Origin of the sequence: Brevibacillus sp. FSL K6-0770 (assembly GCF_038000275.1) — a bacterium.
Lineage (GTDB): Bacteria > Bacillota > Bacilli > Brevibacillales > Brevibacillaceae > Brevibacillus > Brevibacillus parabrevis.
Genome location: NZ_JBBOBQ010000001.1, coordinates 4,140,135 through 4,156,452, shown reverse-complemented (window position 1 = coordinate 4,156,452; position 16,318 = coordinate 4,140,135). Strand labels below are relative to the sequence as shown.

At 53.8% G+C, this 16,318-nt stretch carries 13 protein-coding genes; 6 read left to right on the top strand and 7 right to left on the bottom strand.

From position 1 onward, the window contains the following. The first annotated feature begins 110 nt into the window (after window positions 1-110). Window positions 111-437, top strand: a complete 327-nt coding sequence (gene ytxJ / locus NST23_RS19810; protein WP_167470276.1) for a bacillithiol system redox-active protein YtxJ — start codon at window positions 111-113, stop codon at window positions 435-437. 66 nt (window positions 438-503) lie between these two features. On the opposite strand, the gene NST23_RS19805 is transcribed toward ytxJ, so the two are convergent. Next, window positions 504-2,681, bottom strand: a complete 2,178-nt coding sequence (locus NST23_RS19805; protein ID WP_340964418.1) for a cell division protein FtsA — start codon at window positions 2,679-2,681, stop codon at window positions 504-506. Window positions 2,682-2,968: 287 nt separating this feature from the next. Between NST23_RS19805 and NST23_RS19800 the strand changes: the two genes are divergently transcribed. The 4 genes from NST23_RS19800 to NST23_RS19785 all read left to right on the top strand — a co-directional run bounded on the left by NST23_RS19800 (window position 2,969) and on the right by NST23_RS19785 (window position 6,612). After that, window positions 2,969-4,066: a bifunctional 3-deoxy-7-phosphoheptulonate synthase/chorismate mutase gene (locus NST23_RS19800; protein ID WP_122964015.1), complete on the top strand. Its 1,098-nt coding sequence runs from the start codon at window positions 2,969-2,971 to the stop codon at window positions 4,064-4,066. 128 nt (window positions 4,067-4,194) lie between these two features. Then, on the top strand, window positions 4,195-4,503 hold the full coding sequence (locus NST23_RS19795) for a metal-sensitive transcriptional regulator (protein WP_063228119.1): 309 nt from the start codon (window positions 4,195-4,197) through the stop codon (window positions 4,501-4,503). A 115-nt stretch (window positions 4,504-4,618) separates the two neighbouring features. Then, window positions 4,619-5,629: a catabolite control protein A gene (gene ccpA / locus NST23_RS19790; protein WP_122964016.1), complete on the top strand. Its 1,011-nt coding sequence runs from the start codon at window positions 4,619-4,621 to the stop codon at window positions 5,627-5,629. Between the two features lie 44 nt (window positions 5,630-5,673). Beyond that, window positions 5,674-6,612, top strand: coding sequence for a 5'-methylthioadenosine/adenosylhomocysteine nucleosidase (locus tag NST23_RS19785; RefSeq protein WP_122964017.1), 939 nt, complete (start codon window positions 5,674-5,676; stop codon window positions 6,610-6,612). An 84-nt stretch (window positions 6,613-6,696) separates the two neighbouring features. Here NST23_RS19785 and NST23_RS19780 read toward each other — a convergent pair whose 3' ends face one another. The 4 genes from NST23_RS19780 to NST23_RS19765 all read right to left on the bottom strand — a co-directional run bounded on the left by NST23_RS19780 (window position 6,697) and on the right by NST23_RS19765 (window position 12,413). Beyond that, window positions 6,697-7,854 carry an acetoin utilization protein AcuC gene (locus tag NST23_RS19780; protein WP_173598220.1) on the bottom strand — a complete coding sequence of 386 codons (1,158 nt, stop codon included), beginning with the start codon at window positions 7,852-7,854 and terminating at the stop codon, window positions 6,697-6,699. Then, window positions 7,851-8,495 carry a CBS and ACT domain-containing protein gene (locus NST23_RS19775; RefSeq protein WP_122964019.1) on the bottom strand — a complete coding sequence of 215 codons (645 nt, stop codon included), beginning with the start codon at window positions 8,493-8,495 and terminating at the stop codon, window positions 7,851-7,853. Before NST23_RS19775 ends, NST23_RS19780 begins: the two co-directional genes overlap by 4 nt. A 41-nt stretch (window positions 8,496-8,536) precedes the next feature. After that, window positions 8,537-9,169 carry a hypothetical protein gene (locus NST23_RS19770; protein WP_063228124.1) on the bottom strand — a complete coding sequence of 211 codons (633 nt, stop codon included), beginning with the start codon at window positions 9,167-9,169 and terminating at the stop codon, window positions 8,537-8,539. Between the two features lie 73 nt (window positions 9,170-9,242). After that, window positions 9,243-12,413 (bottom strand): penicillin-binding protein 1A, encoded by a 3,171-nt coding sequence (locus NST23_RS19765; RefSeq protein ID WP_173598219.1) that lies wholly within the window; start codon window positions 12,411-12,413, stop codon window positions 9,243-9,245. 265 nt (window positions 12,414-12,678) lie between these two features. Between NST23_RS19765 and NST23_RS19760 the strand changes: the two genes are divergently transcribed. After that, window positions 12,679-12,930 (top strand): cupin domain-containing protein, encoded by a 252-nt coding sequence (locus NST23_RS19760; protein WP_340965202.1) that lies wholly within the window; start codon window positions 12,679-12,681, stop codon window positions 12,928-12,930. Window positions 12,931-13,024: 94 nt separating this feature from the next. Here the strand turns inward: NST23_RS19760 and rpsD are convergent, their stop codons facing one another. Next, the gene (rpsD, locus tag NST23_RS19755; protein WP_063228128.1) at window positions 13,025-13,624 is read right to left on the bottom strand and encodes a 30S ribosomal protein S4; all 600 of its coding nucleotides are present in this window, start codon (window positions 13,622-13,624) and stop codon (window positions 13,025-13,027) included. Between the two features lie 283 nt (window positions 13,625-13,907). Continuing rightward, on the bottom strand, window positions 13,908-16,205 hold the full coding sequence (locus NST23_RS19750; RefSeq protein WP_340964415.1) for an S-layer homology domain-containing protein: 2,298 nt from the start codon (window positions 16,203-16,205) through the stop codon (window positions 13,908-13,910). Between the last annotated feature and the right edge of the window lie 113 nt (window positions 16,206-16,318).

Genomic DNA, 16,318 nt, shown 5'->3' with positions numbered 1-16,318 from the left:
ACGTCAGCTTCTGCCCCTTTTTGCCCCCGTGCACCGCAAGCGTAGACTTTGCCATCCAGATTTCGGTATACTGAAAGGCGCATAGGAAGCGACAAAAGGAGAGATGAATGGTGGCCCAAAAACAACTCCACTCGATCGAGGAACTGGATCAGTTCGTTGCGCAAAAAGGGAAGCAGCTTTTGTTCAAGCATAGCACGATTTGCCCGATCAGCACATCCGCTTATGAAGAGTTCCAGGCGTATCTGCTGGATCATTCCGTAGAAGCGGCCGTGATTCTCGTGCGCGAAGATCGTCCGGTATCGAACGCAGTAGCGGAGCGTTTTGCGATCAAGCACGAGTCTCCGCAAATTTTCCTGCTGGAAAACGGGGAAGTGAAATGGCATACTTCTCACTGGAAAATTACCAAGGATGCCATCAAGCAGGCAGTCGGCGCCTAGTCCCCTCATCGAAAAAGCTTGTTACGAAAAAAGAGCTGTCGCTTTTAGCGCAGCTCTTTTTTGTGTTTACTCCCAAAACAGCTCCAGTTTATCTCCGCTTTTCAGCTCGGTCTGGAAGCTGGCTTGCTGTCCGTTTACCAGCATGACGAAGCCGGAGATGCTCTCATTGTCCGGCTTCTCCAGAGAGAAGTTGACGAACCGGAACACATCGCTGAATACCGGAGGGGCGGATGGGGCAGATTTGACCGTAATGACGGCCCCATCAGGCACAAGCTCGTCTGCGGATGCCACTTTGCCGTCCAACGTGATCGTCACCTGTGCGACGGGCAGCATCACTCGCTCGCCGTTGAAGGAGACGGTCATCGTTTCTTGCACCCATTCTTCCAGCGGGATGACGTCGCGGATGGCTGGCGGTGCGATTTCCTCCAGGCGATAGGAAAGCTTGTCTCCCTGGCGGACGACATCGCTGAAAGTGGCGGTTTTGCCGTTTAAGAGCAGAATCGGGTTGTGCGCTGGGAGTGTGTAAGACTGCCCGTTCACGCTGAAGTGCAGCCCGGATGGCGCTGGCTGTTCATCAGGCGCCAAAAGACCAGCTGCCGCCAGCACTTCGGAAACGGTGCGGGGCAGGCGGATTTCTACTTCCGCGCGATCGGCCAGCGAGTCGTCGAGCTGCGCAGGCGTGCCGTTGACGTGGATCACTGGCCCCAGCGACAGCGGGCGATCGTTGCAGACGATATCCAGCGTGTCCAGCTGATCGAGCAGCTCGCGCACGAAAACATGGGCGTCCTCGCCGTTTTTTCCCGCGACAACCGTGATGGTGTCTCCATCGGCAATCGGTGAATCAAGGCTGGCGGCTTCTCCGTTATTCATGATGACAGGAGGCGTGCCGTGACCGCCAGGAATCATTTTCATCCGGCCGTTTACCGTGACGCTCATCGCCAGACCCGGTCTTCCGTAAAGGCGGCGAATGTCCAGTCCGGCAGCGATCAAAGAATCGCCAAGGGACATTTTCCGCAAGTCAAAAATGCGCAGCGGCACATCGTTGACGGTAACAGTCACGTAGCGGAGCGGGTGGCGGCGTGCTGCTACCGCGATTCCCACTGGCGTGACAAATTCTGGCCCGCTAAGCAGCGGATTGTCTCCCACGAATTGCTTGATCGCATCGCCACCACGCACAGCGACGCGAGCGGCAGGCATGTTCAGGAACTGGGCGACTTTTCCGGTCAAGCCCGGCGTCAGGCTGCCTCCGCCAATCAGCATGACAGCTTGTGGTGCCTTGCCGTTCAGCTCTATGATTTTCGTCGCGATTTTTTCTGCCAGCTGGGAAACGTCTCCTTCAATGGCGCTGGTTACTTCCGCTGCGCTCATCGTGTGTTCCATGCCGAGAATGTCCGTGAACGTCACCGATTCATGGGTGGTGAGCAGGCGTTTGACCTCTTCTGCCATCGGAAAATCGAGCAAAAAGGCATTCATCAGCGCGTCCGTGATCTCGTCTCCGGCTACAGGCACCATGCCGTAGGCGGTAATCGCACCTTCTTCGGTCAAGGCGACGTCAGATGTGCCTGCGCCGATATCGACGAGCGCGATGTTGATTCTGCGCATAGTTACGGGGATGAGTACGTTGATCGCGGCAATCGGCTCCAGCGTGAGCGCCTGCATCTCCAGGTCGCACCGCTTCAAGGCGGCAATCAGCGAGTCGACGACTACCCGCGGCAAAAATGTGGCAATCACGTCTGCGCTGGCTGTGTCCCCGCGCTGATCGATCAGGCTGCCGATCAGTTCCTGGTCCAGGTAGTAGTTGACGACGCTGTAGCCGACACAGTAATAGCGGGTCGCATCCAGCTCGCGCAGTTCTTTTGCCAAGTCTGCCTGGGCTTCCTGCACGGCGGCAAACTCCAGTGCGACCACATCTTCCCGCGTGATAAAGGCGTGTCTCGACAGCGGCATATCCACACGTACGCGGCGGGTGCGCAACGAACGGCCGGCTGCTGCCACAGCTACTTGATGCAGCTGCCCGTGCTTTGCTTCCAATTCGTCCTTGATTTGCTTGATCACTTTGGCAACGGCAACCACATCGTGAATCTGTCCATCGAGCATGGAGCGTTCATCGTGCTCGCGAATGGCGCAGTCGAGCACGCGAAACTGATCTCCGGTCGTTTCCACAATCAGTCCGACCACACTGCGTGTTCCAATATCTAGTGAAAAAATCAGCTCAGGGGAGCCTGTTTCGTTATAGGCTGACAAAGGTAAGTCACTCCCTCGTTTTCGTGTCGATCAGTAGAAATAAATGAAGGCTTTCGTTAGAACATATATCCAATGGATTCGACCACAGCTATCAAGAATCCTGTCGAAACAAGGAATTATCCCTTTTTTGGCGAAGAATTTGCAAAGGTAAAAAAACATAAATAATTTACTTTCGCGCTTTTTGGCGCTAAACTGCTGACAAGGGAGTTTGAATCGATTATAATAACCCTAATTTATCGGCAACCACCTAGCAGACCTATATAAAAAGAGGAGAGTGGAGAGAAACAATGGCACACGATCAAATTGAGACCATGCGCAAACAGATAGACGAAATCAACCTGCAAATTTTGGAATTGATCAACCAGCGGGCGACTTTGGTGCAAGAGCTCGGCAAAGAAAAAGAAAAGCTGGGCAGCAACCGCTTTGATCCAGAGCGCGAGCGCCAAATGCTCAACCTGCTCGTAGAAAATAACAAAGGTCCGTTCAACGACAGCACGGTTCGCCATCTGTTCAAGCAAATTTTCCAAGTATCCTTGGACTTGCAAAACGAAGACAAGAAAAAAGTTCTGTTGGTCAGCCGCAAGAAGAAAGCGGAAGACACGGTCATTACAGTAAAAGGCGTCGAGTTCGGCGGCAAAAGCCCGATCCTGATCGCAGGACCTTGCTCCGTAGAAAGTTACGAGCAAGTGAGAGCGGTAGCGGAAAACCATGCCAAACGCGGCTTGAGAACGATCCGCGGCGGCGCATACAAGCCTCGCACTTCCCCATACGATTTCCAAGGTCTCGGAGAAGAAGGCTTGCAAATCTTGAAGCGTATCGGTGACGAGTTCAACCTCGTAACGATCAGCGAAATCGTCACGCCAGCCGATCTGGAAATGGCGACGAAATACATCGATGTCATCCAAATCGGTGCGCGCAACATGCAAAACTTCGAGCTTCTGAAAGCAGCAGGCCGTGTAAACAAGCCTATCCTGCTGAAGCGCGGCCTGTCCGCCACGATCGAAGAATTTATCTACGCAGCCGAGTACATCGTATCTGAGGGCAACACGCAAGTCATGCTGTGCGAGCGCGGTATCCGCACGTACGAAAAAGCGACTCGCAACACCCTTGATATCTCTGCTGTACCGTTGCTCAAACAAGAAACGCACTTGCCTGTCTTCGTCGATGTGACCCACTCTACTGGTCGTCGCGACCTGCTGCTGCCTTGCGCGAAAGCAGGATTCGCAATCGGTTCCGACGGTGTGATGGTAGAAGTTCACCCGGACCCGGATGTTGCTCTGTCTGATGCAAAGCAACAGCTCAACATTCCTCAGTTCAACGAATTTGTGGACGAATTGCTTGCTTCCGGCCTGTACAAAGGCGAAGTGGTAGCAACCAGAGGATAACGAAACAGTTTGCTGTGAGTTTGCTGGTCCTTCCTGCGCGCGGGGAGGACCTTTTGATTTGACGAACCCGAGGTCGACCAAGTAAGCTAGGATTTAAGTGCTGATAACGGCGAAGGAGGCTATGCCAGATGAATGATCAAGATCACTGCTGCTCGTCTGATCGCGCCACCGTGCGGCCTGATAAAATCAAGTCCAACCTTGTCTCGCGGCTCAACCGCGTAGAGGGACAAATTCGCGGAATCCGCGGAATGGTGGAAAAAGACGTATACTGTGACGACATCCTCAACCAGATCGCTGCTGTGCAGTCCGCCTTGAATGCCGTGGGCAAAATGCTGCTGGAAGGACATATGAAATCTTGTGTCATCGAGCGCATTCAGCAAGGGGATAGCGAAGTAATTGATGAGCTTTTGAAAACGATGAACAAACTAATGAAATAGCGGCGCCAAAGCCCGTAAAAACGATTGCAACCGCATACGGCTTGTCGTATCATAGGTGCATATATTTATGAAAATAACTATGAAAACCAAAATATAGGGAAAGTGAGGGTGTGTGATGCCGGTTACAATCTACGACGTGGCAAGAGAAGCGGGGGTTTCGATGGCGACTGTCTCCCGTGTAGTCAACGGGAATCCCAACGTAAAGCCTTTGACCCGAAAAAAGGTACTGGCTGCGATTGAACGTCTGGGGTATCGACCAAATGCCGTTGCTCGCGGTCTCGCCAGCAAAAAAACAACAACCGTCGGTGTCATCATCCCGGATATCTCCAGTTTGTTTTTTTCCGAATTGGCCCGTGGAATCGAAGACATTGCAACGATGTACAAATACAACATCATCCTCTGCAACTCTGACCAGCGGATGGAAAAAGAATTGCAGTTGATCAACACGCTGTTGGAAAAGCAAGTGGACGGGCTGCTGTTCCTGGGGGCAGAAATTAAGGAAGACCACCTTCAGGCGCTGACCAGCACTTCGGTGCCGACCGTTCTCGCGGCTACCCGCGATGCGGACAATGTGCTGCCTTCTGTGAGCATCGACCATTTCCAGGCCGCTTACGATGCGACGGAAGCTTTGGCTTCGCGCGGACACAAGCGGATTGCGATGATCTCAGGCCCGCCGAACGATCCGCTCAACGGCCTGATGCGTTACGAAGGCTACAAAAAGGCGTTGAAGGACAACGGAATCGAGCTGGACGAGGAGCTGGTTGCGACAGGCAACTACTTTTACGAGTCAGGGCTTTCGACAACGAAGGCATTCCTCGCGCTGGCTGAGCCGCCGACAGCGATTTTTGCTGCCAACGATGAAATGGCGATTGGAGCGATCCATGCCATCCAGGATTCCGGTCTGAACGTGCCGGGCGATATCGAGGTCATCGGCCACGACAACATTCGCCTCGTGGAAATGGTGCGCCCGCGCCTGACTTCCGTAGTTCAGCCGATGTACGATATTGGTGCGGTCGCGATGCGCCTGCTGACCAAGTACATGAACAACGAAAACGTGGAAGAGCACGTTGTGCTGTTGCCGCACCGGATCGAGTATCGGGAAAGCACCAAGCCGCAGCAGGCTTGATCGCATCGCCCGCAACAGATTGCCAGCAAGAGGAGGATAAGTGGATGCGGTACGGAATTATCGGCGCAATGGACGAAGAAATTGCGCTGTATTTGGAAGCGATGCAACAAGCCACGACGACGGTCAAAGCCGGAGTGGCTTACTATAGCGGGAAGATGGAAGGCAAAGAAGTCGTGCTTTGCAAGTCAGGTGTCGGCAAGGTGAATGCAGCGGTCACGACGCAAATTTTGCTCGATCAGTTTCAGGTGGAGCGCGTCATTTTTACAGGCGTAGCTGGTGCCGTTCACCCGGAATTGAACATTGGCGATATTGTCGTGTCGACAGACTGCTTGCAGCATGATATCGACGTGACGCCGCTCGGCTTTGCCCCGGGGCAAATTCCGTTTACGGAGCAATGGACATGGCAAGCCGACCAGGAGCTGATGCAGCAAGCGATCGAGGCTGGAAAAGGATTGGAAGCGGGTGTTCAGGTAGTGAGCGGCCGCATTTTGTCCGGTGACCAGTTTGTCGCCAGCCGGGAAAAGGTACAATGGCTGTACGAGCAGTTCCAGGCTCATTGCACGGAGATGGAAGGAGCGGCAGTCGGACAAGTGTGTGCGATGAACGGCGTGCCGTTTGTCGTCGTGCGATCGATGTCCGATAAGGCAGACGGCTCTGCGCATGTCAACTTCGTCGAGTTTACCAAGCTTGCTTCGCAGCGTTCGTATGCGATTGTCCGCAACATGCTGCTGTCCGATGCCGGTTCGTCCGAGCCAGGCGTGATCGTCTACTCGACGAAAAACTGCGTCGATTGCGACATGGTCAAGCAGTGGTTGACGGCAAAAGGGATTTCGTTCGAAGTGCGCGATGTCATGACCAGCCGCGCCTACCAAGAGGATGTCGAGCGTTTTGGCTTCATGGGCGTTCCGGTAACCGTTGTGGGCGACAAAGCGGTCAAAGGCTTTGCGCCAGCCGAGCTGGAAGAACTGGTGAAGCAATCATAAAATCACACAAAAGCGGGGAGATCAGCATCGTTTCGGTGCGCGATCTCCCCGCTTTTTCGTATGTTTTTTCGCAAATGTCATCTGCTATTTGCTTGCTTCCGTAGGCGCGTACATCATGGCGCGCTCCAGCGTGATCCGGTTTTTTTCCGTAATCTCTGCCCGGCGGGGGATAGCGGGAAACGGTTCGTCAAACAGACGGGTTGGCAGCGGCAAGTCTGTCTGCGGCTGCCAGCGCTTGAGCCAGTCAGAAGGCAGGTCGCCATCTTCCAGCGGCTGATCGCTCATCTCGCTCCACACAAGCGTCCATGCCCGCGGCACCACTCGCCAAATGTCGTAGCCGCCGCCCCCGACAGCGATCCAGCGGCCATCGCACAGCTCGTGAGCGAGGCGGTGGGCGAGCCTTGGGATATCCTGATAAATGCGCATCGAGCAGGAAAGGTGCGTGAGTGGATCAAACGTATGGGCATCACAGCCGTTTTGGGTCAAAATCACGTCCGGCTTGAAGCCTCTTGCCAGCTTGGACACTAGCTCGCCGTACACTTCCAGAAAGGAGTCGTCCTCTGTGAACGCATCGAGCGGCACATTGACCGAAAATCCGTAACCGCTTCCATCCCCGCGTTCCGAGAGATTCCCCGTTCCCGGAAACAAGTATTTTCCCGTCTCGTGAATAGAGACAGTCAAGACGTTCGGGTCATCGTAAAACGCCCATTGTACGCCATCTCCATGATGCGCGTCGGTGTCGATGTACATGACGCGTGCGTTCCAATGTTTGCGCAAATAGGCGATGGCGACGGAGCAATCGTTGTAAATGCAAAAGCCCGAGGCTCTCCCGCGAAACGCGTGATGCAGGCCGCCAGCAGGATTGAAGGCGTGCTCTGCTTGTCCCTTCATGACAGCATCGACGGCGTTCAACGTCCCTCCGACAATGAGGGCAGCCGATTCGTGCATGTTCTGAAAACAGGGGACGTCCTCCGTGCCAAGACCGTAGCTCGCTGCCTGGGGCAGCTCTTTTGCGCTATGGCCCTGATCGCGGACGAACTGGATGTAGCGTGCGTCATGAACGAGAGCAAGCTCTTCGTCGGTTGCCATGCGCGGGGCAATGATGTCTGACTCAGCGAGTAGGCCGTAGCTGCTCATCAGATCGTGCATGAGGAGCAGACGGCGTTGGTTAAAAGGGTGGTCATCGTTAAAGTAATACGTGGTGTAGTCGGGGGAGTAGATCAGACGAGCGTTCCGGCTCACAAAATTACCCCCCCATCCGTCGGTCCGACGACAGAAAATCCTCTTTGGAGCAGCAATTGTGTCACGACGCGCGGGTCAATCGTCTGGACGCGGAAGACCAGATTCTTTTTGCCGGGATTTTTTCCTGGAAACACGATGACACTGGTGACATTCACTTGTGCTTCGCGGAAAATCTGGCTGACCTCAGCCAGCATCCCGACGCGATCATCCACTTCTACTTCGATGTGCGAGCTGGGCTTGTTGACCCCGAACAGCTCGATCAGGCTGGAAAACAGATCGGATTCCGTAATCATCCCGACGAGGCGGTTTCCTTCCACAATCGGCAAGGAACCGATCTTGTGCTCATAAATCTGGAGGGCGGCATCTTCGATGAAATCAAGCGGGTGAGCAGTGATGACCTGTTTTTGCATGATATCGGCAACAGGCTTGTGCAGCACGGTATCGTCATCGTCGTGGGTAAGCAAGCGGGAGGGGAGGGCATCGCGCAGATCGCGGTCCGAGACGATGCCCACCAGCTTATCGTCATCGAGAACAGGCAAGTGCCTGATTCGGTTGGCTCGAAGCAGCAAGAGGGCTTCTCCGATCGTGGTAGCTGGTTGGGTGGTAACGACGTTTTTTCGCATGATATCTTCTACGCGCATGAGTGATGGCCTCCTTGCATCCTTTGAAAAAGATGTCCAGACTAATAAAGAAAGCGATTCTGAAAACGCATGGCATCAAAAGCGACAACCGTTTCAGCAGGAACTCGTTTTCCGATTTTGGCCATCAGACAGTTGGCGGGATGAGAGCATATTTCCGGATCGTCTGTCGCCATCCAGGTAAGTCCGACGCTGCCCATTACTTTTTCCATGACCTTTCTGTACTGCCAGACATCAAGCCCTGTACCTTTCAGATCCCAATGCCAGTAGTACTCGGTCGTGATAATCACGTAGTCTTCCATCGCATCGTCCGCAAAAGATACTTCAAGGAGCTTCTTGGCTACGCCGCCCGCGCGAACTTTGTCACTGATCTCGATGGCGCCAAGCTCAAGCAGGTCGGGCAGCTTGGCCATGGACCAGCGCTCCAGCGGATCGGGATGGAGGAAGGTGACATAGCCGAGAACGAGGTCGCCTTCCCGCGCCAAAATAATGCGTCCTTCCGGCAGATCGGCAATTTCGATCAGAGCTTCGTGTTGCTGCTCCGGGATGCGGAATGCCTTTAGCCCTTCATCAAAGCGCAGGTCAGCCAAATGCCTCCCCGTAACCGGTCCCTCGATGAGAAGCTCTTTTCCGTTCACGATCATGCTCGCAGAATGATAGCGTTTGACGTGTTCCATCAGTTCCCCCCCTTTGCTTGTAGAAAAAGAGAGATGGCGATTGCGACCATCTCTGCTGATTCTTCTTCCTAGTCTATTCTGTGGTGGTTGCCGTTACGTTGTTTGAATGTGGCGATTCTCCGTAACTGTTGACGGCGGTGATGTAGTAACTGCCGTTCGGAACGTTTGTTGCGTGCGTGTAGCTCGTTGCCGATACGGTGTCGAGCAGCAAATAGCCGCTTGCCGCATCCGGGCTGAAATACACGTTGTAGGCAATGACCTGCTCTGTGGAACTGTTGCCTTTCCAGGACAGCTTCACGTTGTTGCCGCTTGCCTTGAGCGACAGCGATTTCGGAGCGGAAGGAGGTGAAGCGGAAGGCGTATTCGGGTTTGGATTCGAATTGCCGTTTGTGTCGTCTCCCGACCCTTGCTCGCCTGGATTCGTTTGATTGTTGCCGCTGTTATTGCCGCTGCCGTTATCCGTCGGTGGAGTTGTCGTGTCACCCGGCTGCGTTCCCGTGTCTGTGCCCGGCAGCTCCCACGTATGGGAGGACGAGCCGACAGAAGCGATAGCAGAAGGGGAGGACTCGTTTCCGGCGATATCGACTGCTGTGACATAGTAGCCCAGATCACCGCTGCCTGATGCCGAATCGGCGAAGGTCAGTTCGGCCGGATCTTTCACTGTTGCGACTTTGACAAAGCCGTTTTGCGGATCGGCGCGGTAGATGCGGTATCCGACGAGATCGGCTTCCTTGCCAGACTGCCAGGAGAGCGAAATCTGTTTGCCAGAGCCGCTTGCGGTCACTCCGCTTGGCGCTGACGGCGCTCCGCCGACCTCTGTGCGCGGGTCTTCCTTGTCCGGGAGACGCTGCTCCCAGTCAGGCGGCTGACTTGCCACTTTGCTGTTTTTGGCTTGAATCTGTTCCTTGGAAGGAAGCGGATCAGGCGAGCGGTAGAAAATGCCTTCGGTGACAAAATCGTCCGGAGTGCCTTCCTTCGCCAGATAACGTTCCCCGTTGTACGTGATCAATCTAGCCTTTTGGTGGGAATCGTCCACCTTCGTCGGAACGAAGCGGCGGTTGAACAAGTCGGTAATCACATGTCCTGCCTGCTTGGACAGCTCGCTTGGCAGCAATCCGGATTTGGAATCGACTGTTGCGCTGACAATCCCTGCCGGCTTTTTAAAGGTTGCGTCAGGGGGAGACAAGTTCGGGTGCTTGTCCATGATTTCTTTCATGACCTTGCCCCAGACAACCATTGGCACGTATTTGTCCGCATCCGGCATCGGGTACGGCTCGTCAAATCCGACCCAGACACCCATGGACAACTCCGGCGTGTAGCCGACGAACCAGAGGTCGTTGCTGTTGTTGGTTGTCCCGGTTTTGCCTGCCACATCGACTTTGCGCGGTACAAATTTGCGAATGTGGGTACCTGTTCCGGCGTTTACGACCGAACGCATCATGTCTGTGATCAGGTAAGCGGTTTGCTCGCTGTAGACTTGAACAGGCTGAGCCTCGTGACGATAGACTACCTTGCCCTGACTGTCTTCGATTCTGTCGATGAGGTATGCATCCACAAAGGAGCCGTGGTTAGCGAACGTCGCGTAGGCATTGGTCATTTCCTCCGCCGTCGTCCCGTATGTAAGTCCGCCGATTACGCCTGTTGCAGCGTGGTTGTCTGCATCGACCAGCGTGGTGATCCCCATTTTTTTGACGTATTCGAGTGCGGTAGGAATCCCGACCTTCAAGTACGTCTTGATCGCGGGAATATTCCAGGACATTCGCAGCGCTTCACGTGCACTCATGATTCCTTGCCATTTGTTGTTCCAGTTTTTCGGCAGGTGAGAGCCGTTTTGGCCGTCTGCGAGCAGCACGGGTGCGTCATCGATTGGCGAAGCTGGCTGCAAAAGCCCCAGTTCAAAGGCAGGAGCGTAGGCTGCCAGCGGCTTCATCGCCGAACCAGGCTGGCGCGGCACAGTCGCGTGGTTTGTCTGCTCCACTTTAAAATCGCGTCCGCCGATCATCCCGAGAATCGCGCCCGTTTTATTATGGATGAGCATGGCTCCGACTTCTTCCAGCGCGTTCTCGATTTTCTCCGTCTTGCCATTGGAGCGGCGAATCGTGTAGGTGCGGTTTTTTCCGAAGTTTTTCGGATCGGTCGCAACAGCTTGCATAATATTGTAGACATTTTTGTCAATCGTGGTGTGGACCTTGTAGCCTTTGCGCAAAATGTCGCGGCGCTTGTCCTCGACCAGTTGACGGTATTCGTTGCGTCCGATGGTGGACTTGTCGCGCCCTTTTTCCGCGAGATCAGCATCGACCAGCTGACGGGCGGCCCGATCCTCGATCTCCATCATCAGGAACGGAACTTCGCGGTACGCTTGCTGGGCAGGCTTGGCCAGCTGCGCTTTCAGGTCGGCCTTGAGCGCACCATCGTACTGGGCCTGGGTAATGTAGCCATTTTCCATCATGCGGTCCAGCACCATTTTCTGGCGCTCCTTGCCGCGTTGATAGCTTTCGGCGCGAAATGGAGAGTACGCGCCAGGATTTTGAATCATGCCAGCGAGATAAGAGCCTTCGCTGAGATTCAGTTCCTTCACATCTTTGCCAAAAATCCCTTTGGCGGCAGCCTGTACACCGTAGACGTTGGAGCCGTTGGCGTTTTTCCCGAAGTAAATTTCGTTCATGTAGGCTTCCAAAATCTGATCTTTGGAAAACATGCGCTCGATCCGGATGGCACTGAAGATTTCCCGCGCTTTTCGGGTGTGGCTCACTTCAGCGGAGAGGATCGTATTTTTTACGAGCTGCTGCGTAATCGTACTACCGCCTGTCACGACAGGTTGGTTGGTGAATTCCTGGATCGCTCCACGCATTGTGGATTGAAGGGAAACGCCGGAATGTTGGTAGTAGGTTTTGTCTTCTGTTGCGATGATGGCATTGATCAAATAAGGAGAAACGTCTGCCTTTTTCACCAAGCGCCGATCGCCTTCTTCAGCCCGCAATTGGCCGATGAGAGAGCCGTCGTTGTAGTAGGCGAATCCAGTCAGATAATTGGTGAAAATTTTGTCCTCCAGTTCCTCCTTGCTGCGCACTGGCTCGTCTTTCACGAGTGCGGCAACATAACCTGTCACGATTCCTCCGGCGACAGCTGCCCCCATAAGCCCAAGCAGAAACACCATCTGTACGATGATCCATATTATTCTGCCACGGCTACGGCGTCGCTTTTTTTTCGACGGTTCAGAGGAAGATGTGTGGTTATTCGACATAGTCTACGACCCCCTAGCATACCCCCTAATTATACCATACGAGGAACCATGAGGGTAGAAGCGATGATAGCGTCTACAGAGAAGTTCCGTGCATCGTCTGAATCTGTCAAAAAGTGTTGCGTTTTGCCTGTTTATGGCCGAACGCGGTTTAGGTTTATACGAGAAGCAGGATCGAGCTTGCCACCAGGAGCACAGCCATGGTGATGTGAAAGCCGCGCTCGTTTCTCTGGAGAAACGAGCGGAGTTGAGCGGCGTCAGCAAGACGATGATCGGGCAGATTGAAAGAGGGGCTGTTGAAATCGAAGGGGGAGGCTCGTTAGGCTCTGGTGCTCATCAGGAGGGAACGGAAGAGTTTTTGACGGTTTTTTCCGGGGAGCTGGCAGTCGAGATCAAAGGAGAGACGTATACGTTGCGGGCTGGCGATTCGCTTCGCTTCAAGGCAGACAGGCCGCACAGCTATCGCAACGAGGGAGCGGAGCTGGTCCGCGTGAGCATGGCCATCTACTATTCGGGGTGATTTTCTGCAACGGATGGACGAGGAGCGAAAGAGGGCTGATCATAGAAAAAAGAGCAGGCCGACGGGCGGCACTGCTCTTTTTATGTCCAGACGATTAACGGCTGTAGAACTCAACGATCAGAACTTCGTTGATTTCGGAAGGCATTTCTTCACGGTCTGGGAGACGAGTGTAAGTACCTTCAGCAGCAGCATCGTTGAATGTTACGTAGTTTGGCAGGAAGTTGCGAGCTTCCAAAGAGTCCTTGATCAGTTGCAGACCACGGGACTTTTCGCGGATGGAAATCACATCACCCGGTTGAACACGGTAAGATGGGATGTTCACTTTTTTGCCGTTTACCAGGAAGTGGCCATGGTTTACCAGCTGACGAGCAGCAGGGCGAGTTGGAGCGAAGCCCATGCGGTATACCAGGTTGTCCAGGCGGGATTCCAGCAATTTCATGAAGTTTTCACCGACTACGCCAGCCATTTTGCTAGCTTGGTCGAAAGTGCGGCGGAATTGTTTTTCGTTAAGGCCAAACATGTGGCGCAGTTTTTGCTTTTCTTGCAACTGGATTCCGTACTCGGACAGTTTACGACGGTTGTTGTGACCGTGTTGGCCCGGAGGGAAGTTGCGCTTGATGTCTTTTCCTGTACCGTCGAGGGAGATGCCCAGACGACGAGCCAGTTTGTGGCGAGGTCCTGTGTAACGTGACATGTATTCAGTCTCCTTTAAATTGGATTCGTAGGTGTTTACTTCCGGCAGGTTAGTTCCTACTTTATCTACACGAACTTCGGACGGTAGCGTTTCCGCATCGTGCTCCTCACAGATATTCAGCCGCAGTCTGTAAAGGGAGGGAACTAAGAAGGTGTATCCTTCCGTTTTTACCTACAATCAATGCTACCCTGTACACATACACTTAATCATACTAGGCGAAGTGTGGGGAAGTCAAGCGAAAAGACATGCGCCATCCTATAAGAGCGATGGCGCAAAAGTCTTATTAGTCGCGGAGGGCAGCTGACAGAGACTCCGGGGTTCCGCGTTTTTCCAAAAAGCGCGTGAACGTAATGGCCGCATCCGCACGAGATACGGCTGCTTGTGGCGCAAACGTCGTCTTTTCCGCAGGCACGATGCCCATGGCCGTCGCGATAATAATCGAAGCACGGTGCTTGGCGTTTGCGATATCCGTGAACGACGACTGGAACATGCCAGGGTAGTCGGTCAGCTTGTTGTAGCCAAGCGCCCGAACGATCATGTCGGCCAATTCATCGCGCGTAATCGCTTGATCAGGATTCAGTGCAGACGCGTTTTTGTCCAAAAGGCCGCGGTCTACAGCACCTTCGACAGCGGAGAAGAAGCGGGAGCCGTTTGCCACGTCGCTGTAAGTCGCCTTTCTTTCGGCGGAGTACACCGGGTATTGCTGGCCCTGGTTCAGGCTGATCATGAGCATCTCGATCATTTCGCCGCGAGTGATCGGTTTTTGCGGCAAAATTTTGCCATCTTCCAGAGAGAGGGCGTCGTATTCGTACATCAAAAGCAGTTCCTTTTCAGCGGGATGATCTTTGAGATCAAGCGGTGCCTGGCGATGCAGGTTGATCGCTTTTCCAGATGCAGTCGAGTGCCACTCGCCTGACGTCGCATCGAGGTAGTAAGGCTGCTCGAACGGCGTTGCAGTCACGCGATAAACAAGCTTCGCAGTTCGTTTCGGAATGTAGGACGGCTGATTCTGCACTTTCTTGTTGTCTTCCTCGCTGAGCGGTTCAAGGGCATAAACCGCTTCTGCCTCCGATTCTTTCCACCAAGACTGGACAGCTTCTGCCGCAGACAAGTGCTTTGGTACTTTCGTTGGATAAGTTTCGCCGCCGAAATCAGCGTTGTAGGACAAAAGTTCTCCTGTTTCCGAGTCGTACGTAAGGTAGGCAGAACCGCTGGCTGCGGCGACACCGTCGATGTAGCGTTCAAACGAGATGCGGAAGCGGTCGGATTTATACGGTTCTACTTCTGCTTCACTCTCGCCACGATCAAGCAAAAACAACTGGTGTGCTGAAGTCGGCGTCCACTTGCGCACGGTTTCCATCGCCGCTTCCGTCAGCTTTTTCGCATCGGCAGTCTTGCCGGATTTTTCCCCGTCTTTTCGCACAGGCCGATCTTTGCTGTACGAATAAATGTCTCCTGTTACGGCGTCGAATGAGACAAATACGTAGCCGTCGCCTTCCTTGCCTTTTTGGGCGTATTCAAGATTCCAGATCGCGCGGTTGGCCTGGTAATCTCTTTCGTTGTAGTTGGCGGAACGAAGCTCGTAATTGGCGAGGTCAAACGTCTTTTCCGCCCACTTGACCGCTTCGTCCTGGCTCAGTACCCCGCCGGAGCGTCGCGGAGAGAGCGGTTTGCTGCTGACGGCGACAGGCTCCTTCAACTCGCTGCGGGGAGTGAGGGATGAAGTGTTCAATGCTTTGCCGCTTTTGGCGTCGATGTAGAAAGCAAACGGATTGTTATAAGCGAGTGAGACGCTGTTTTTTTCAGAACCGGAACGATTCCAGGGCAAAAGGTAAGCAAGCTGCGGGTCTGCCTGTTCCTGGAAAAGCTTTTCCGCTTCCTCCAAATAAATCGCCTGGTCAGGCTTTTCGAATTTCACCTCGTTCCACGACAAGGAGAATTGATTGACGACCCCTGAGCCGTTTACTGTGATGTCTGCTCCGTTATCCGGGAACAGAACATCATCCACCACGCGGACAAAGCGGAATGTATAGGAAGCATCGGCATTGAGCGGCGTTTTTTGCTTCGGCGTCTCGCGCAGGTAGAGGCGAGTTTCGGCAGCTTTGCCCGGATTGTGCTTTTTCAAAAACTGCTCGGCGGCAGTGCGGGCATCTTCATAGGACACTCTTTTGGCGTAAGGCAGGTTGCTGCTGCTTTGATCGTAATAGGAGTAAGAGGTCAACTCGCCAGTGTTGGCATGGATGCTGACGCTGTACGACAGAAGCGTTTGCTCATTTTTCGAGTCCTTTTTTGTCCAGCTGAACGACCACTCCGGGAAGGCGCGCCAGCTGTCAGAGGAGCGAAACGACACGTTTGTCAGTGTAAGTCCGCTGGTCGGAACCACTTTTGCCGCAAGAGTAAGCGCCGCTTCTTTGGACAGCTTTACTTTGCTTGCCGCCGCCAGCAGAGTGCTGTCAGCTGGATTGGCAGCGACTATTTTGCCTGTAGCGGCTGCAGGTGTTTGGGCATATGCTTGTGCTGCGGGAAGCAGCAGGCTTGCTGTCAATACGAATGAGCTGGATCGAATTATCCAAGGCTTCATGAAAATTCCCCCCACGATGTTAATATCATTTGCTTTACAACCTCTGACGAGAGGAAGAGTGGAATCGTTTCATCTGGAAACGAGAAAAAAGAGAGCGCATTTGCGAAAAAGCA